The 14949-nt window shown below is 72.9% G+C and carries 17 protein-coding genes and 1 pseudogene; 8 read left to right on the top strand and 10 right to left on the bottom strand.

Annotated features, from left to right (window positions below):
* Positions 1-142 precede the first annotated feature (142 nt).
* The 6 genes and pseudogenes from ACWD3D_RS21550 to ACWD3D_RS21525 form a co-directional block, all read right to left on the bottom strand.
* Positions 143-316, bottom strand: coding sequence for a CsbD family protein (locus tag ACWD3D_RS21550; RefSeq protein ID WP_451462449.1), 174 nt, complete (start codon positions 314-316; stop codon positions 143-145).
* Between the two features lie 420 nt (positions 317-736).
* Positions 737-1132: pseudogene (locus ACWD3D_RS21545) on the bottom strand (glycosyltransferase); the annotation flags it as partial.
* A gap of 20 nt (positions 1133-1152) precedes the next feature.
* On the bottom strand, positions 1153-1740 hold the full coding sequence (locus tag ACWD3D_RS21540) for a class I SAM-dependent methyltransferase (RefSeq protein WP_451462448.1): 588 nt from the start codon (positions 1738-1740) through the stop codon (positions 1153-1155).
* A gap of 65 nt (positions 1741-1805) precedes the next feature.
* Positions 1806-2582 (bottom strand): PIG-L deacetylase family protein, encoded by a 777-nt coding sequence (locus ACWD3D_RS21535; protein ID WP_451462447.1) that lies wholly within the window; start codon positions 2580-2582, stop codon positions 1806-1808.
* A 26-nt stretch (positions 2583-2608) separates the two neighbouring features.
* Entirely contained in the window at positions 2609-3610 is a 1002-nt protein-coding gene (locus ACWD3D_RS21530) for an acyl-CoA dehydrogenase (RefSeq protein WP_451462446.1), read from the bottom strand.
* Between the two features lie 235 nt (positions 3611-3845).
* Positions 3846-4019 carry a CsbD family protein gene (locus tag ACWD3D_RS21525; protein WP_451462444.1) on the bottom strand — a complete coding sequence of 58 codons (174 nt, stop codon included), beginning with the start codon at positions 4017-4019 and terminating at the stop codon, positions 3846-3848.
* Positions 4020-4266: 247 nt separating this feature from the next.
* Between ACWD3D_RS21525 and ACWD3D_RS21520 the strand changes: the two genes are divergently transcribed.
* The gene (locus ACWD3D_RS21520; protein WP_451462445.1) at positions 4267-5544 is read left to right on the top strand and encodes a Cmx/CmrA family chloramphenicol efflux MFS transporter; all 1278 of its coding nucleotides are present in this window, start codon (positions 4267-4269) and stop codon (positions 5542-5544) included.
* Between the two features lie 55 nt (positions 5545-5599).
* On the opposite strand, the gene ACWD3D_RS21515 is transcribed toward ACWD3D_RS21520, so the two are convergent.
* Together ACWD3D_RS21515 and ACWD3D_RS21510 are read right to left on the bottom strand one after the other, a co-directional pair.
* Positions 5600-5887 carry a DUF4031 domain-containing protein gene (locus ACWD3D_RS21515; protein WP_451462443.1) on the bottom strand — a complete coding sequence of 96 codons (288 nt, stop codon included), beginning with the start codon at positions 5885-5887 and terminating at the stop codon, positions 5600-5602.
* The gene (locus ACWD3D_RS21510) at positions 5884-6252 is read right to left on the bottom strand and encodes a hypothetical protein (RefSeq protein WP_266705814.1); all 369 of its coding nucleotides are present in this window, start codon (positions 6250-6252) and stop codon (positions 5884-5886) included. The genes ACWD3D_RS21515 and ACWD3D_RS21510 overlap by 4 nt, the downstream gene beginning before the upstream one ends.
* 248 nt (positions 6253-6500) lie before the next feature.
* Here ACWD3D_RS21510 and ACWD3D_RS21505 point away from each other — a divergent pair, with 248 nt between their 5' ends.
* The 5 genes from ACWD3D_RS21505 to ACWD3D_RS21485 all read left to right on the top strand — a co-directional run bounded on the left by ACWD3D_RS21505 (position 6501) and on the right by ACWD3D_RS21485 (position 11105).
* Positions 6501-6704, top strand: coding sequence for a cold-shock protein (locus tag ACWD3D_RS21505; protein WP_387374217.1), 204 nt, complete (start codon positions 6501-6503; stop codon positions 6702-6704).
* Between the two features lie 225 nt (positions 6705-6929).
* Complete coding sequence (locus tag ACWD3D_RS21500; RefSeq protein ID WP_451462442.1) at positions 6930-7208, top strand: GlsB/YeaQ/YmgE family stress response membrane protein; 279 nt, start codon at positions 6930-6932, stop codon at positions 7206-7208.
* A 171-nt stretch (positions 7209-7379) separates the two neighbouring features.
* Positions 7380-8297, top strand: coding sequence for a MurR/RpiR family transcriptional regulator (locus tag ACWD3D_RS21495; protein ID WP_451462441.1), 918 nt, complete (start codon positions 7380-7382; stop codon positions 8295-8297).
* Positions 8298-8418: 121 nt separating this feature from the next.
* Positions 8419-9363, top strand: a complete 945-nt coding sequence (gene murQ, locus ACWD3D_RS21490; RefSeq protein WP_451462440.1) for an N-acetylmuramic acid 6-phosphate etherase — start codon at positions 8419-8421, stop codon at positions 9361-9363.
* Between the two features lie 98 nt (positions 9364-9461).
* Positions 9462-11105, top strand: coding sequence for a PTS transporter subunit EIIC (locus tag ACWD3D_RS21485; protein ID WP_451462439.1), 1644 nt, complete (start codon positions 9462-9464; stop codon positions 11103-11105).
* A 77-nt stretch (positions 11106-11182) separates the two neighbouring features.
* Here ACWD3D_RS21485 and ACWD3D_RS21480 read toward each other — a convergent pair whose 3' ends face one another.
* Together ACWD3D_RS21480 and ACWD3D_RS21475 are read right to left on the bottom strand one after the other, a co-directional pair.
* A complete protein-coding gene (locus ACWD3D_RS21480; protein WP_451462438.1) occupies positions 11183-11638 on the bottom strand; it encodes a DUF5707 domain-containing protein in 456 nt (151 codons plus the stop codon).
* Positions 11639-11814: 176 nt separating this feature from the next.
* Positions 11815-12255 carry a GNAT family N-acetyltransferase gene (locus ACWD3D_RS21475; RefSeq protein ID WP_451462437.1) on the bottom strand — a complete coding sequence of 147 codons (441 nt, stop codon included), beginning with the start codon at positions 12253-12255 and terminating at the stop codon, positions 11815-11817.
* Positions 12256-12512: 257 nt separating this feature from the next.
* Here ACWD3D_RS21475 and ACWD3D_RS21470 point away from each other — a divergent pair, with 257 nt between their 5' ends.
* Both ACWD3D_RS21470 and ACWD3D_RS21465 read left to right on the top strand, forming a co-directional pair.
* Entirely contained in the window at positions 12513-12866 is a 354-nt protein-coding gene (locus tag ACWD3D_RS21470) for a PRC-barrel domain containing protein (protein WP_451462436.1), read from the top strand.
* Between the two features lie 324 nt (positions 12867-13190).
* Positions 13191-14765: a hypothetical protein gene (locus ACWD3D_RS21465; protein ID WP_451462435.1), complete on the top strand. Its 1575-nt coding sequence runs from the start codon at positions 13191-13193 to the stop codon at positions 14763-14765.
* The last annotated feature ends 184 nt before the right edge of the window (positions 14766-14949 follow it).

Raw genomic sequence — 14949 nt, 5'->3', positions numbered from 1 at the left:
CGCCTGCCCGGCCGTCTCGTCGCGCTTCGATGCGTCGTGTTTCATCGGCGCGGCGGTCCGGACCGGGTCCGGAGTGTCGAGCCTTCGCAGCGGCTGTCACCCGGGCCCGGGCCTGTCCGGGAAGAGGACCGGACGGGGCCACTCAGTGCTTGAAGGCGTCCTTGGTCTTCTCCTTGGCCTGACGGGCGTCGCCCTTGGCCTGGTCCGCGCGGCCTTCGGCGGTCATCCGCTCATTGCCCACGGTGCGGCCGGCCGTCTCCTTGACCTTGCCCTTGGTCTGCTCCACCTTGGCCTGGGTCTTCTCATCGGCAGCCATGATCACTCCCACCTTGCTGTGCTCGACTTCAGGGTCAGTGGTTCGTGTGACCGCGAGAGGCTCGTGCAAACCTCCCTCGCCCCTCGCGGCGCTCGCGCCCCCGGAGGCGGCACCGGCGCGGAGCGTGCGCAGGAACGCGCCGAACCCGTAGGGAGCGCGGGGCGTCAGCCGACCCGAGGTCTCGACGGCGCAGGCGTTCGTCCGCAGCACCCGCGCGCCGCCGTCACCGAGGGCGCGGGCCAGCGCCCGGTCCTCGCCCAGCGGTACGGGCGGGAAGCCTCCGGCGCGCGCGTAGACGTCCGCCACGACGCCGAAGTTGGCACCGTGAACGTGCGGATGTTCCCAGTCCGGCCCGCTGCCGGCCGGTCGCCCGGCGAAGTAGTGCGTCCGGTGCAGATCCCGTACGACCGCTTCCTCCAGGGAGCGGGCAGGGGCGAGGCGGACCGTGCCCAGCACGCAGTCCCAGCCGTCGCGGGCACAGGTCAGCTGGTGGGCGATCCAGGCGACGGGGACCCGACTGTCGGCGTCGGTGGTGGCGATCCAGGTGTGCGCGGCCGGGGTGCCCGCCCTCCGCAGACCGTGCGCGACGGCCGCCGCCCGGGCCGCCCCGGCAGACCGGTGGCCGGTCCGCACCACCTCGGCTCCTGCCGTGCGGGCCACCGCCTCGGTCGCGTCGGTGCAGGCGTCGGCGGTGACGACCAGGGTCAGCGGCGGCACGTCCCGGAGACGGGCACGCGCGTGCCGCTCGGCGGCCCGGAGGGCTCTCAGCGCGTGAGGCAGCGTGTCGGCCTCGTCGTGCGCCGGGACGGCGACCACCAGACCGTCGACGCGCCGCCTCACACCAGGCCCTCGGCGCGGGCCGGAGAAGGCGGCGGCGAGCCGTCGGCCAGGGGGCGGTGGTGGAGGCTGAGGACGAAGTCGGGGTCGTGGAACTCCGTCCCGGCCACCAGTCCGGGTGTCTCCCGCAGCAGCGGCGCCAGTTGCGTCCCGGTCAGCCGGTGCTCGGGCACCGGGTGGTCCCAGTGCGCGGTCACCAGGGTGCCGCCGGGCTCCAGACTGCCGACCGTACGCGCGAGGACCTCGTGGAACGCCGTCTCGTCGAAGTAGTAGAGCAGCTCCGACAGGACGATCAGGTCGAAGGTGCCCTCCGGCCACTCCTCGGGGACGGTGAGGACGCGCGTCTCCACCTGCGGCAGGTCGCGGTTGCGCGCGGCGGCCCCGGCGACCGCGGCGGGGACCCGGTCGGTGGCGAGCACCGCGTCGCACCGCTCGGCGAGCAGCCGGGTCAGGACGCCCGCCGAGCAGCCCGGTTCGAAGGCTCTGCGGTAGCGGCGGCGGGGCAGCGCGGCGAGGGTGAGCGCGTACTTGCGCTGTTCGTACCACCGTCCGGCGAGGTCCCAGGGGTCCGCCGTGCCGGAGTACATCCGGGAGAAGTACGAAGCCGGGGTGGAGGCCCCCGGCCCCCCGGCGGTCCCGGACAGGTCGGAGCTCACAGCAGGATCACCTCGAAAGCGCGGCGGTGGTGGAGCAGTTCGGCCGGCGGAAGGATGACCGTGGCGTCGTCCGGGTCGTCCGCGAGAGGTGCGATCTGGGTACGGAAGCGGTGGACGGCGGATCCCTTGCGGGCCTGCTCGGCCTCGGTGAGCGGCAGCCGCCGTACGGTCCCCCACGGCACCCGGGGGTCACCCGGCACGGCCCAGTGCCACGTCCACACCGGGTAGTACCAGAGCGGCGTCCCGGTGACCCGCGCCGCTGTGCGCGCGGCCCGTCCCGCCGCCTCGTGGTCGGCGTGCAGATCGCCGGTCCACGGCGCCAGGCAGAGCCGGGCGCCGCTGCTCCGCACCACCTCCGCGAGGTGCCCGGCCACCTCGCTCTCGTACGCGTCCACCCGGGTGTCCGGTATCCCCAGCCGGCTCCGGCGACGGCGGTCGATACCCAGGTCGTCCAGGGCTACGGCCAGTTCGTCGGCGCGCAGCCGCGCGAGGGCCTCCGGCCGCACCCGGCTGCTGCCCGGGTGGGACGCCTCGCCGTCGGTGACGGTGACGACGTGGACCTCGGTGCCGTCGGCGGTGAGCCGGGACAGGGTTCCGCCGACACCGAGCACCTCGTCGTCGGGGTGGGCCGCGACCACGACCACGGGCCCTTCGATCCGGGGGGCTTCCGCCACCGTGCGCCAGCCGTCCCAGCGCGCCCACTCCGCCTCCGGGGTGCCCTCCGCACGGATCGCGGCGGCGGCCCGCTCCCGGTCGGTCGCGGCGCCGGGCATCGTCGCCGGGTCCGTTCCGGTGCGACTCATCGGTGTGTGTCCTCGGGCGGGGCCACCAGGACGTTGCCCAAGGCCGCGAGGTCGCGCTCGCCGTGGTGCTGGCGGAGGTAGACGGTGAGGTCGGCGACGCGGCGGGCGTGCCGGGCGTCGTGGCAGAGCGGCCCGGCGCCGAGGGCGCGGCCGACGTGGTCCAGCACCAGGGTGCCGACCCGCTCCACGGCCGCCCGGGCGCGCATGGCCCGGAGCGCGGCGTCACCACGGCGGTCCGCCGGATCGGCGTCGATCTCGGCGGCGGCCGTCCGCAGGACGCACTCCGCCCCGTGCAGGGCGACGTCCACCGCACCCAGGTGGGCGGCGGCGATCTGGTCCGGGGCGCGGCGGGCGGTGGCGGCGAACAGGGTGTCGGCCACCCCGCGCGCCCCGCCCAGCCAGCAGGCGGCCACACCGATGCCCCCGTGGGCGAACCCGGGCCGGTCGACATAGGCGTCGACGCCACCCACCGGCACCGCGGGCACGCCGGTGAACCGCACGTCCGGGGTGTCGCTGCCCGCCATGCCGACCGCCTGCCAGGTGCCGGGCACCGGGGCGTACCCGGGTACGCCGGTGGCCACGGCGAACAGCCGTCGCCCCTCCTCCGTGTCGGCGGTGACCAGCGCGTGCGTACAGCTGTGCGCTCCCGAGCAGTACGGCTTCACGCCGTCCAGCGACCAGAAGCCGTCCGTCCCGGGCCGTGCCGTGAGCCGGGCCCCGGGAGGCTGGGCGGCCCAGACGCCCCAGCGCTCGCCGGAGGCGGGGGCCGGGGCTCCCAGCTCGGCGAGGATGGCCAGCGCGTCGGCATGGCCTTCCGCGAGCCGGGCCAGCGCCAGGTCTTCGCGGCCCAGCCCGTGCAGGGCCTGGAACCTCTCCCAGGTGCGCCCCGCACCGGGCAGCGGTACGTCGGTCGCGCTGTCGCGGACCCAGGCCGCGAACCGGTCGGCCACGGCACGGCGCAACGCGACGCCGTCCGGCGTCACGGGCGTCTCGGCCATGGGTTCCTGCTCCGTGGTGACGGTCGTACGCACACGTACTCCTCAGTAGGCGGCCTGCGCGTTCCCTCCCATGCCAGCACCCGCGGGTGGCCCGCGCCCGGCGAGCACGCGCGTGGCCCGGCCGGTTCGGCCGGGCCACGGTCGCGACACACCTGAGGGGAGGGGGTGCGGCACGGAGGGCACTCAAGGGGGGACACCGGGTCGCGGGCGCGCGGGACGCTCCGCGGCCGGGCGCTCAGTGCTTGAAGGCGTCCTTCGTCTTCTCCTTGGCCTGGCGGGCGTCGCCCTTGGCCTTCTCGGCGCGGCCCTCGGCGGTGAGGCGCTCGTTGCCGACGGTCCGGCCCGCCGCCTCCTTGACCTTGCCCTTGGCCTGCTCCATCTTGGCCTGGGTCTTCTCATCGGCAGCCATGATCGCTCCCACCTCACTCTGCTCGACTTCAGGAACAGTGGTTCGTGTGACCGCCGTGCGCCGACTCAAACCCCATGAGAACCACGCGGGCGCATCTCGGCACATCGCGGCACATCGCGGCACACTCCCAGGGTCCGCCGAGATCCGCGGGATAACAAACGGGGATCAATCGCCGCGACCGGGAATGGGCGGATCTCCCGGCCCGTTGGGCACAGTCATGCCTGATACCGACACCGGTCGACTCCGTATGCCCTTGGCCGTCTACATCCTGGGCCTCTCTGTCTTCGCTCTCGGCACCAGCGAGTTCATGCTCTCCGGCCTGCTGCCGCCGATCGCCGACGACATGGGCGTATCGATTCCGCGCGCCGGGCTCCTCATATCCGCGTTCGCGATCGGCATGGTCGTCGGTGCCCCGCTGCTCGCCGTGGCCACGCTCCGGCTGCCGCGCCGCACCACGCTCATCGCGCTGATCTCGGTGTTCGGGCTCGGGCAGGTCGCGGGAGCGCTGGCACCCACGTACGAGGTCCTCTTCGTCTCCCGGGTGGTGAGCGCGCTCGCCTGCGCCGGGTTCTGGGCGGTGGGGGCGGCGGTCGCCATCGCGATGGTGCCCCGGAACGCGCGGGCCAGGGCGATGGCCGTGATGATCGGCGGGCTGTCGATCGCCAACGTGATGGGCGTGCCGCTCGGCGCGTTCCTCGGCGAGAGCCTGGGCTGGCGGTCGGCGTTCTGGGCGGTGGGTGCCGCGTCCGCCGTGGCACTGGTCGGGGTCTGCACCAAGATCCCCCGCATCCCGGTGCCGGAGCAGCGCCCGCAGCTCCGCCAGGAGCTGTCCATCTACCGCGACCGCCAGGTGTGGCTGGCGATCGTGATCACCGCGCTGGCTGCGGGTGGCGTGTTCTGCGCGTTCAGCTACCTCGCCCCGCTGCTGACCGATGTCGCCGGGCTGAGCTCGGGGTGGGTGCCGTGGGTGCTGGCGCTCTTCGGGGCCGGCGCGCTGGTCGGTACGACGATCGGCGGCCGGATCGCCGACGCGCACCTCTTCGGCGTGCTGCTCAGCGGCATCGCCGCGTCCACGGTCTTCCTGGTGGCGCTCGCGCTGTTCGCGTCGAGCCCGGTCGCCGTGGTGCTCGTCGCCTTCCTACTGGGCTTCTCGGCGTTCTACACCGCCCCCGCGCTGAACGCCCGCATGTTCAACGTGGCGGGTGCCGCGCCGACGCTCGCCGGAGCGACCACGACCGCCGCGTTCAACATGGGCAACACCGCCGGTCCCTGGCTCGGCGGCGCGGTGATCGACGCCGACCTCGGTTACGCCTCCCCCGCGTGGGCGGGCGCCGCGATGCTGGTCGTGGGTCTGGCGGCGGTCGCCCTGGCGCTCCGGGTCCAGCGCGGCACCACCTCCCGGTCCCGGCTGGTCACGGGTGCTGCCGGGGACACGCCGTCCATGGACGGCGCGACAGTCGTACGCCCCCGGGCCGCGCTCGCGGACGAGTTCGCGGACGAGCGGGCGGACCTGCCCTCGGCCTGAGGCGTTCCTCCCGCCTCCGCCTCCGCCTCCCGCCTGCCGGGGCACGTACGAGGGGTCAGCGCGAGGTCGTGGCGCCCGGCGCGGGGCGTCCCTTCGGGCGGCGCAGGCCGGCTTCGGTCAGCCGGCGGACCAGTTCCTTGGAGCCGATCTCGCGCGCCCCGGCTCGCACCGCGTCCGGGTAGCTCGCCTGCGGTACGTCGTAGTGGTCCCGCTCGAACGCGCGTGGCGGGCAGCCGATCGCGGCGGCGAAGGCGTGCAGTTCGTCGAAGGACTCGTCACTGACCAGGTGCGACCAGAGGCGGCCGTGGCCCGGCCAGGTCGGCGGGTCTATGTAGACGGTCACCGCCGCAGCACTCCGGCGAGCGCACCGACCGGGGCCACCGACACGGTGGCGCGGGTGCAGACCCAGTGCGGGTCGGCGCCGAGTTCGGGTTCGACGTCGAGGGCGTGCGGGCCGCCGTCGTCGCAGACCGGGCAGAGCGGCCAGCGGCCGTACCGTTCGAGCAGGGCGTCCTGGACGTCCTGGGCGACCAGCCCGACGAGGAACTCCAGGCCGTCCGGCCACTGCTCCACCCACCACCGCCGCTGGGTCACCGCGTCCTCGACGAGGGACACGATGTCGGCGTCCGCGACGTCGCCCGCCGCCAGGTCGGCCACGACGAGGGCACGGGCGGTGTGCAGTGCCTGCTCCAGGGGGTTCAGCTCCATGGCTCCATTGTCACCCCACGCCTCCGGCCACTCCCCCGGCGCCCACGCGTCCCGCCGCGACTCCGCGCGCGGGGCTGCGGGACCGCCCCGCCGGAGTCCGGGCCGACGCCGGATCACGACCGGCGCGCGGGGCCCGTCACTCGTACGTGTGCGGTGCGTGCCGATCCGTTTCTCCTCGCGGCGGCCGGGAGAGGATCGCCGCATCGCCGGCACGATCATGTGTACGGCGCCCACCGGAAAGGCATGGCATGGCTCAGGGCACTGTGAAGTGGTTCAACTCGGAGAAGGGGTTCGGGTTCATCGCGCCGGACGACGGCACTCCGGACGTCTTCGTGCACTTCTCCGCGATCGACTCCTCGGGATACCGGTCGCTGGAAGAGAACCAGCGGGTGGAATTCACCACCTCGCAGGGGCCCAAGGGCCCGCAGGCGGAGCAGGTACGCCCGCTCTGACCGCTCCGGCCCCCGCGAGCCGTCCATGACGCGACCCGCACGCCCGCCCGGGTGTGCGGGTCGCTCCGTATGCCCCGTCACCCCGCCCTCACACCGCCCGGGCCGCTTCCTCGCGGTGTTCGCACGACGTCCGAAGTCCCCACGCGACAACCATGTTTGGACCGCGAGAACCGGTAAAGACGAATCGTTGACAACGACTTAGCACGACGAGGTAGGAGACGCATCATGGGCATCATCGCTTGGATTCTCATCGGGTTGCTCGCCGGCCTCATCGCCAAGGCGCTCATGCCGGGCAAGGACCCGGGCGGCATCATCATCACGATGCTGATCGGCATCGCGGGTGGCCTCCTCGGCGGTTGGCTCGGCAAGGTTCTGTTCGGCGTCGACTCGATCGACGGTTTCTTCGACGTCTCGACGTGGATAGCGGCGATCGCCGGCTCGGTGATCCTGCTGGCCCTCTACCGGGTGCTCACCGGCGGCCGTCACTCGCACCGTCACGCCTGATCCGGCGGGCCCCCGGCCCACGGATCGCGTACGCACCACGGAACGGCTCCCCCTCCGCCCGGAGGGGGAGCCGTTCGCATGTTCCGGCCCTCCGCGGGCGGGGTGCGGGACGCGCGCAAGGTGGACCAATGGGGGGTTGACGGGCGAGTGTGATGAAAATACCTTTCAGGAGTGACCATCGAACTGAAGGAAAGTTTCAGCAGCGACTCGCCGCCCGCCCCGGCAGCCCTCGCCGCCAAGGTCCGCACGCTCGCTCCCTCCATGACCCGCTCCATGCAGCGCGTGGCCGAGGCGGTCGCCGGGGACCCCGCCGGCTGCGCCGCGCTCACCGTCACCGGTCTCGCCGAACGCACGGGTACGAGCGAGGCCACCGTGGTCCGCACCGCGCGGCTCCTCGGCTACCCGGGCTACCGCGACCTGCGCCTCGCCCTCGCCGGACTCGCCGCCCACCAGCAGTCGGGGCGGGCTCCCGCGGTCACCGCCGACATAGCCGTGGACGACCCGATCGCCGACGTCGTCGCCAAGCTCGCCCTGGACGAGCAGCAGACCCTCGCGGACACCGCCGCCGGACTCGACACCGGGCAGCTCTCCGCCGTCGTGACCGCCGCCGCCACCGCCCGCCGGATCGACATCTACGGCGCGGGCGCCTCCTCGCTCGTCGGCCAGGACCTGGCGCAGAAACTGCTCCGGATCGGCCTCATCGCCCACGCCCACGCCGATCCGCACCTCGCGGTCACCAACGCCGTACAGCTGCGCCCCGGGGACCTCGCCATCGCGATCACCCACTCCGGTTCGACCAGCGACGTGATCGAGCCACTACGGGCCGCCTTCGACCGGGGCGCCACCACCGTCGCCATCACCGGCCGCCCCGGCGGTGCCGTCACCCAGTACGCGGACCACGTGCTGACCACGTCGACCTCCCGCGAGAGCGAGCTGCGACCGGCCGCCATGTCCAGCCGGACCAGCCAACTGCTCGTCGTCGACTGCCTGTTCATAGGCGTGGCGCAGCGCACGTACGAGACGGCGGCGCCCGCGCTCTCCGCCTCGTACGAGGCGCTCGCGCACCGGCACCCGCACCGCCGCCGCTGACCGGCGTACGCCCCGGGCGCGCCCCGCACGTTCACTCGCAAGCTCACCCGCACGAGCACCCGCACTCCGCACGAGCACCCGCACTCCGTACGAGCACCACGAGAAAGCAGAGCCACGCCTCATGTCCTCCTCCGCGACCGGCCGCGACGACGACCTCCTCGCCCAGCTCGCCACCCTCACCACCGAGCAGTTCCGCCCCGAGCTGGCCGAAATCGACCGGTTGCCCACCCCGGAGATCGCGCGGCTCATGAACGGCGAGGACCGGTCCGTGCCCGACGCCGTCGCCGCGCAGCTGCCGCAGATCGCCGCCGCGATCGACGCCGTCGCGGAGCGCATGGCACGCGGTGGCCGGCTGATCTACCTGGGCGCGGGTACCGCAGGGCGACTCGGGGTGCTGGACGCCAGCGAGTGCCCGCCGACCTTCAACACCTCCCCGTCCGAGGTCGTCGGGCTGATCGCGGGCGGACCGTCCGCGATGGTGACGGCGGTGGAGGGCGCGGAGGACAGCCGGGAGCTGGCCGCCGCCGACCTGGACGCGCTCGGGCTCACCGCCGAGGACACCGTCGTCGGGATCTCCGCCTCCGGCCGCACCCCGTACGCGATCGGCGCCGTCGAGCACGCTCGCGCCCGGGGCGCGCTCACCGTGGGGCTCTCCTGCAACGCGGGCTCGGCGCTGGCCGCCGCCGCCGAACACGGCATCGAGGTCGTCACCGGACCGGAGCTGCTGACCGGTTCGACCCGGCTGAAGGCGGGTACGGCGCAGAAGCTGGTACTCAACATGATCTCGACCATCACGATGATCCGGCTCGGCAAGACGTACGGGAATCTGATGGTCGACGTGCGGGCCTCCAACGAGAAGCTGCACGCCCGTTCGCGCCGGATCGTCGCCCTGGCGACCGGCGCGTCCGACCAGGAGATCGAAGCCGCCCTCGCCGCCACCGGCGGAGAGGTGAAGCCCGCGATCCTCACCATCCTCGGCCGGGTGGACGGCCCCACCGCCACCGGCCTGCTCGCCGCGTCGGACGGACATCTGCGCGCCGCGCTGGAGTCCGTACCCGCTCCCTGACACCCCTACGACTCGCGTCCCGGGCCCACGGGCCCCCAGCCCGACCCTCGGTCCGGGGCGCGACCCCCCACCCCCCGCACAGCAAGGCACCACGCACCATGGCAACTGATGACAAGCACCGCGCCACCGCCGCCGCGATTCTTCCGCTCGTCGGTGGCGCCTCCAACGTCCGTACCGTCGCCCACTGCATGACCCGGCTCCGGCTGGGCCTGCTCGACCCGTCCCTCGTGGACGACGAGGCGCTGAAGGCGCTGCCCGCCGTGCTGGGCACGGTCGAGGACGACACGTACCAGATCGTCCTCGGCCCTGGCACCGTCGCCCGGGTCACCCCGGAGTTCGAGGCGCTGGTGGAGGCGTCCCGGGCCACGGTCCCGGCCACGGCCCCGACGCCCGCCGCACCCCCGACGCCCGCCGCCACGTCCGCCGCACCCCCGACGCCTGCCGATGAACTCGCCGCGCAGGGAGCCGAGTTGCGGGCGGCACGGAAGGCGAAGAACGCCACCCCGTTCAAGCTCTTCCTGCGGAAGATCGCCAACATCTTCGTCCCGCTGATCCCGGCGCTCATCGGCTGCGGCATCATCGCCGGGCTCAACGGCCTGCTGGTCAACCTGGGTTGGCTCCCCGGCGTGACGCCCGCGCTGGCGGCGATCGCGTCCGGGTTCATGGCGCTGATCGCGGTGTTCGTCGGATACAACACGGCGAAGGAGTTCGGCGGTACACCGGTCCTCGGCGGCGCGGTCGCCGCGATCATCGTGTTCCCCGGGGTCGCCAACATCGAGGCGTTCGGGCAGAAGCTCTCACCCGGGCAGGGCGGTGTGCTCGGCGCGCTGGGCGCGGCGGTGCTCGCGGTGTACGTGGAGAAGTGGTGCCGCCGCTGGGTGCCCGAGGCGCTGGACGTGCTGGTCACGCCGACGCTCACGGTGCTGGTCTCGGGGCTGGTCACCATCTTCGGCCTGATGTACGTGGCCAGCGAGGTCTCCTCCGCCATCGGCACGGCCGCCGACTGGCTGCTCTCGCACGGCGGCGCGGGCGCGGGGCTGCTGCTCGGCGGGTTCTTCCTGCCACTGGTGATGCTCGGCCTGCACCAGGCGCTGATCCCGATCCACACCACCCTGATCGAGCAGCAGGGCTACACCGTGCTGCTGCCGATCCTCGCCATGGCGGGCGCCGGGCAGGTCGGAGCGGCGATGGCCGTGTACGTACGCCTCCCCCGCAACGAGTCGATCCGCCGCACCATCCGCTCGGCCCTCCCCGCCGGTCTGCTGGGCGTCGGCGAGCCGCTGATCTACGGTGTCTCACTGCCGCTGGGCCGCCCGTTCGTCACGGCGTGCGTCGGCGGCGCGTTCGGCGGCGCCTTCGTCGGGCTCTTCAACCAGCTCGGCACCTCGGTCGGTTCGACCGCGATCGGCCCCTCCGGCTGGGCCCTCTTCCCGCTCCTGGACGGCAACCACGGCCTCGGCGGCACCGTCGCGATCTACGCGGGCGGGCTGCTCGTCGGGTACGTCGCCGGCTTCGCCGCCACGTACCTGTTCGGCTTCAGCAAGGAGTTGCTGGCCGAGTTCGACGTGTCCCAGGAAGCGGCGGGTGCCGGTACGACCACGGTGGTGACCGGTTCGCCGGGCGCCACCGACCCCGGCTCCACGGACCCCGGCTCCACGGACCCCGGTTCCACAGACCCCGGTTCCACGGACCCCGGCTCCACCGACCCCGGGCAGCGACCGCCCGAGCCCGCGAAGGTCTGAGACACCTCCCGTCAGGCACCACGAGCCGCCCCTCTCCGCGAGGGGCGGCTCGTTCCGTGCGGGACGCGCTCCTCGGGTCAGCCGATCGTGAAGTCGGCGGCCTCGGTCTCCAGCGTCGTGGTGCCGTCCCCGGCGGCGGCCAGCACGGCCGTGTGCCAAAGGCCGCGCGCCGCCTCGTCGATGTCCTCACGCGTGAAGGTGACCCGATAGGTGCAGTGCGCGGTGTCCGCGCCGGACGGCTCGCAGACGGCCTTCTCGACGGCGGCCATGTCCTTCTCGGTCAGGTGCATGTCGCCGAAGGACATGTCCGCCGGCCAGACCAGCACGTTCACGCGCCGCACGCCCCCGGCCGCCGTGACGTCCGTGGTGAAGGTCAACGAGCCGTCCCGGTCGCCGTCCGGAGCGGCGTAACGGGCGGTGCTGTGCGCCAGGGTGGGCCGCTGCGGCTCACCGGCGTACGCGAGGGCGAAAGCCCCGGCGCCCCCGAGGGCAACCACACCGGCGGCCACGGACAGGGCGATACGTCGGGACATGAGAGTTCTCCAGAGTCGTCGTCTCGGCGGGACCGGCGTGCTCGGCTGCGCGCCGTGGCACCGATACTCGTCGCACCGGACTCGTCGGACATGGGTGCGGAAACTCACTTCGGAGTGGGTAACCCCGCCCGTCCGACCGGGTACTTCAGGACGCCGACGCCGACCGCCGACACGCTTCAGGCCAGCCGGAGATCGGTGAACGGGATCGTGTCCCCCGGCAGCAGATACGTCTCCACCTCCACGAACCCCCGCGCCCGCGCGAACTCCAGCCCCTCCGCGCTGCTCCCCAGCACCACGGTCTCGACGGCCTCCGCCCCCAACTCCCGGGCCAGCGCCAGCCCGTGCTGGTACAGGGCCGTACCGAACCCCCGCCTCCGGTGGCCGGGGAGGATGCGCGCGATCACCGTGGCCACCCGCCCGCCGTCCGTCGGCGGGCGCACCGTGGAGCAGCCGACGAGGACACCGCACGCACGCGCGACGAACAGCCGGTTGCGCGTCCGCCGTTCCCGTACCTCCTCGGCGGTGAGCGGGGCGGTCGGGACGATCAGGTCGTGGACGCGACGCCACTCCTCCGCGAGGAGATCGTCGGACACGGCGTGGACGTGGAGTTCGCTCATGGCGGCATGAGAACCGTCCGCGGGACGGGGCGTCAACGGAGTTGTCGGTCTTCCGCCCGCCGGCCGTTCGCCGAGTGCGTGTGTGAAGGCCGGGTTCGCGGGCACGCGAACTCATGAGCGCATCCCGCCCGACCGTACGCATCGCGGTACGCACCGGGCCTACGCATCAGCAACGCCGTACGCGGCACGGCTCGCATCGCGGTTCGCACAGCCGGGCGGGGAGCGCGACCGAAGGACCGCCGAGGAAGGAGCGACCCATGAGCACCGACCCGTGGGGTTACCACCCTGCCAGCGGCCACCTCTCCGGAATCGACCTGACCGGATTCGCGGTCGAAGCCGTCGACGGGCACGTCGGCAAGGTCGACAGTCACTCCGACGAGGTGGGTTCGGCCCACCTCCTGGTGGACACCGGTGTGTGGATCTTCGGGCGGGAGATCCTGTTGCCCGCAGGCACGGTCTCCCGGATCGACACGGAGGAACGTGAGGTCCACGTGGACCTCACGAAGCAACAGATCAAGGACGCGCCGGAGTTCGAACGTCCGACGCACTCGGGTGACCCGGCCTATTACACGGACCTGGCCACCTACTACGGGATGCACCGTCTGATCTGACGCCTCGCGTCCTCCTCCGCCGTCGTCCGGCCGTACGCACCACGCACGCGGTGGTTCGCACGTCGCACCACGCACCACGCACCACGCATCACGCACGTCGCACAGAGCGGGGCGGGCCCGAAGAGGGTTCGCCCCGCGACGTGTGCCCCGCGACCGTGTACCCCGCGACGTGTGCCCCGCGCAGTGTGCCCGGCGGCTTCACCGCGGAGACCCGGTGGTGGCCGGTACTCGATGCGACCCCGGGCGTTTCCCCACCGTTCCTCCTCCGTCCGCCTCTCCTGGCTACGCTCCCCCCGCCCGGTCCTGCCCAGGAGAGGTACGTCCATGAGCGCCTCGGTCCACCGCACCTCACCACGGCCCCGGGCCGTCCCGCCGCCGGGCAGGCAGCAACAGGACCGGAGCCGGGACGCGAGGTCGCACGGCAATCCGGCCCAGCGCGCTCTCCTCTCGGTCCAGTCCAGCGCCGGCAACCGTGCCGCGACGGCGATGGTGCAGCGCGCCAGGGAGGCGACGGCGGAGGGTCGGAACGCGGCGCCGGCGAACGTCAACAGCACCTCCCGGTGGAAGAGATACCGGAACCGGGCCGCCGCAGGCCTCGACAAGCTCAAGAAGAACTTCGAGTTCACCGACACCTTCGTCAAGGGCATCCAGGTCCCCACCAACGCGGGCTTCACCCAGCACGCCTCCGCCACGGCCGACGCGGGTCTCAAGCACTCCGCCGGCGCCTCGGGGGCGGGCGCCTCCGGGGAAGGCATCCTCGCGGAGGCCTTCGGCGCGGCGAACAGTGGCATGGAAGCGCGCACGGCCGCGCAGAACATGAGGAAGCACAAAGACGGAGCCGCCCATCACGGGGCGAGGAAGAAGTTCATCTCCAAGACGTCCGACGCCTTCGTCAGTGCCGCCAGCTCGATCAACAACTCCCTCGCCTTCACCAAGGAGATGACCAAGGTCACGAAGGCGACGGGCGCCCTGGCGGCATCGGAGGTCAGCGGAGTCAGCGCCAGTGTCGTCGGCGGAGTGAAAGGTACGCGCGCCGCGGCCCGCACCGCGCTGACGCTCCGCAAGCACCATGCCCTGAAAGCCGTCGAGAGACCCGAACGCGTCGCCGACACGGACCTGAACGTGCTGCTCCAGGCGCAGAACGACGCCGAGATGGCCCTGGCGAGGGCGATCGCCGCGATGAATTCCCTGTGGAACGACGACAGCACGCTGGACGGCCTGCCCGACGCCATCGACACCGCCATGTCGGCGATGGACGGCGCCCTCGACGCCGCCGCCCAGTTCCAGCAGGCAGAGGACAAGAACGCGTTCAACACGACGGTCGACTACGCCATCCGCAAGCAGAAGAACAAAGTGGCCAAGCAGGCCGTCACGGCCGTGGGTGAGTCCGCCAAAGCCGCGGGCGGCATCGTGACGGCGGTCGCCGCCACAGCGGGAGCGGCCGGGCTCGCGAGCAATCCGGTCGGCTGGGGCATCGCCGCCGCCGCGGCCGGCCTCATCCTCGGCGTCTCCGCCTACAAGGGGGTCCGCGCGGGCACGAAGCGCTACGACGGGGCCCGCCACCCCGAGCGCTGGGCCGCGGACGGGGAGACCTCGAAGGCGCCGGCCTCCCGCGAGGACGCGTTGAAGGAGTCCCTGAAGTTCTGGAAGAAGGTGGACAACGGCGAACGCCAGGCCATGGCGCGGAAGCTCTACGCCTTGGCGGCGGGACCGGACATCAAGGGGAGCGACAACACGTCGACGGAGATGCGGGACTCCGCCAGATCCCTTCTCATCATCCTCAAGGCAGGCCCAGCCGCCCACAAACTTGCCCCCGAGGCATGGGCCGAGTCCCTCAACGACCCCCGGCGGAGCGCCGCTTGGATCAAGGAGATCGCGGAGCAGCTGTCCTCGGCGTGATGCGGGAGACACGACCGTGCCGGGCGTCGTGACGGGGATCGAGGTCGTGCCGATCGACCGGACCGACGTCCACGCCGCGCCGCGCCACGCCGCGCCGCGCCACCGACCGGGTGGTGGTGAACGACGCGGGCATCCGCTCGTTGCTGCTGCGCAACTACAGCGAGGGACTCCGGACTTCGGCGTA

This window comes from Streptomyces sp. NPDC002690 (assembly GCF_053592415.1).
This window is presented reverse-complemented; position numbering and strand designations above follow the sequence as displayed.

Bases quoted from the DNA above. Each gene is read 5' to 3' on its own strand.
- ACWD3D_RS21550 (WP_451462449.1), bottom strand. From the start codon at position 316: ATGGCTGCCGATGAGAAGACCCAGGCCAAGGTGGAGCAGACCAAGGGC.
- ACWD3D_RS21540 (WP_451462448.1), bottom strand. From the start codon at position 1,740: ATGTACTCCGGCACGGCGGACCCCTGGGACCTCGCCGGACGGTGGTAC.
- ACWD3D_RS21535 (WP_451462447.1), bottom strand. From the start codon at position 2,582: ATGCCCGGCGCCGCGACCGACCGGGAGCGGGCCGCCGCCGCGATCCGT.
- ACWD3D_RS21530 (WP_451462446.1), bottom strand. From the start codon at position 3,610: ATGGCCGAGACGCCCGTGACGCCGGACGGCGTCGCGTTGCGCCGTGCC.
- ACWD3D_RS21525 (WP_451462444.1), bottom strand. From the start codon at position 4,019: ATGGCTGCCGATGAGAAGACCCAGGCCAAGATGGAGCAGGCCAAGGGC.
- ACWD3D_RS21520 (WP_451462445.1), top strand. From the start codon at position 4,267: ATGCCCTTGGCCGTCTACATCCTGGGCCTCTCTGTCTTCGCTCTCGGC.
- ACWD3D_RS21510 (WP_266705814.1), bottom strand. From the start codon at position 6,252: ATGGAGCTGAACCCCCTGGAGCAGGCACTGCACACCGCCCGTGCCCTC.
- ACWD3D_RS21505 (WP_387374217.1), top strand. From the start codon at position 6,501: ATGGCTCAGGGCACTGTGAAGTGGTTCAACTCGGAGAAGGGGTTCGGG.
- ACWD3D_RS21500 (WP_451462442.1), top strand. From the start codon at position 6,930: ATGGGCATCATCGCTTGGATTCTCATCGGGTTGCTCGCCGGCCTCATC.
- murQ (WP_451462440.1), top strand. From the start codon at position 8,419: ATGTCCTCCTCCGCGACCGGCCGCGACGACGACCTCCTCGCCCAGCTC.
- ACWD3D_RS21485 (WP_451462439.1), top strand. From the start codon at position 9,462: ATGGCAACTGATGACAAGCACCGCGCCACCGCCGCCGCGATTCTTCCG.
- ACWD3D_RS21480 (WP_451462438.1), bottom strand. From the start codon at position 11,638: ATGTCCCGACGTATCGCCCTGTCCGTGGCCGCCGGTGTGGTTGCCCTC.
- ACWD3D_RS21475 (WP_451462437.1), bottom strand. From the start codon at position 12,255: ATGAGCGAACTCCACGTCCACGCCGTGTCCGACGATCTCCTCGCGGAG.
- ACWD3D_RS21470 (WP_451462436.1), top strand. From the start codon at position 12,513: ATGAGCACCGACCCGTGGGGTTACCACCCTGCCAGCGGCCACCTCTCC.
- ACWD3D_RS21465 (WP_451462435.1), top strand. From the start codon at position 13,191: ATGAGCGCCTCGGTCCACCGCACCTCACCACGGCCCCGGGCCGTCCCG.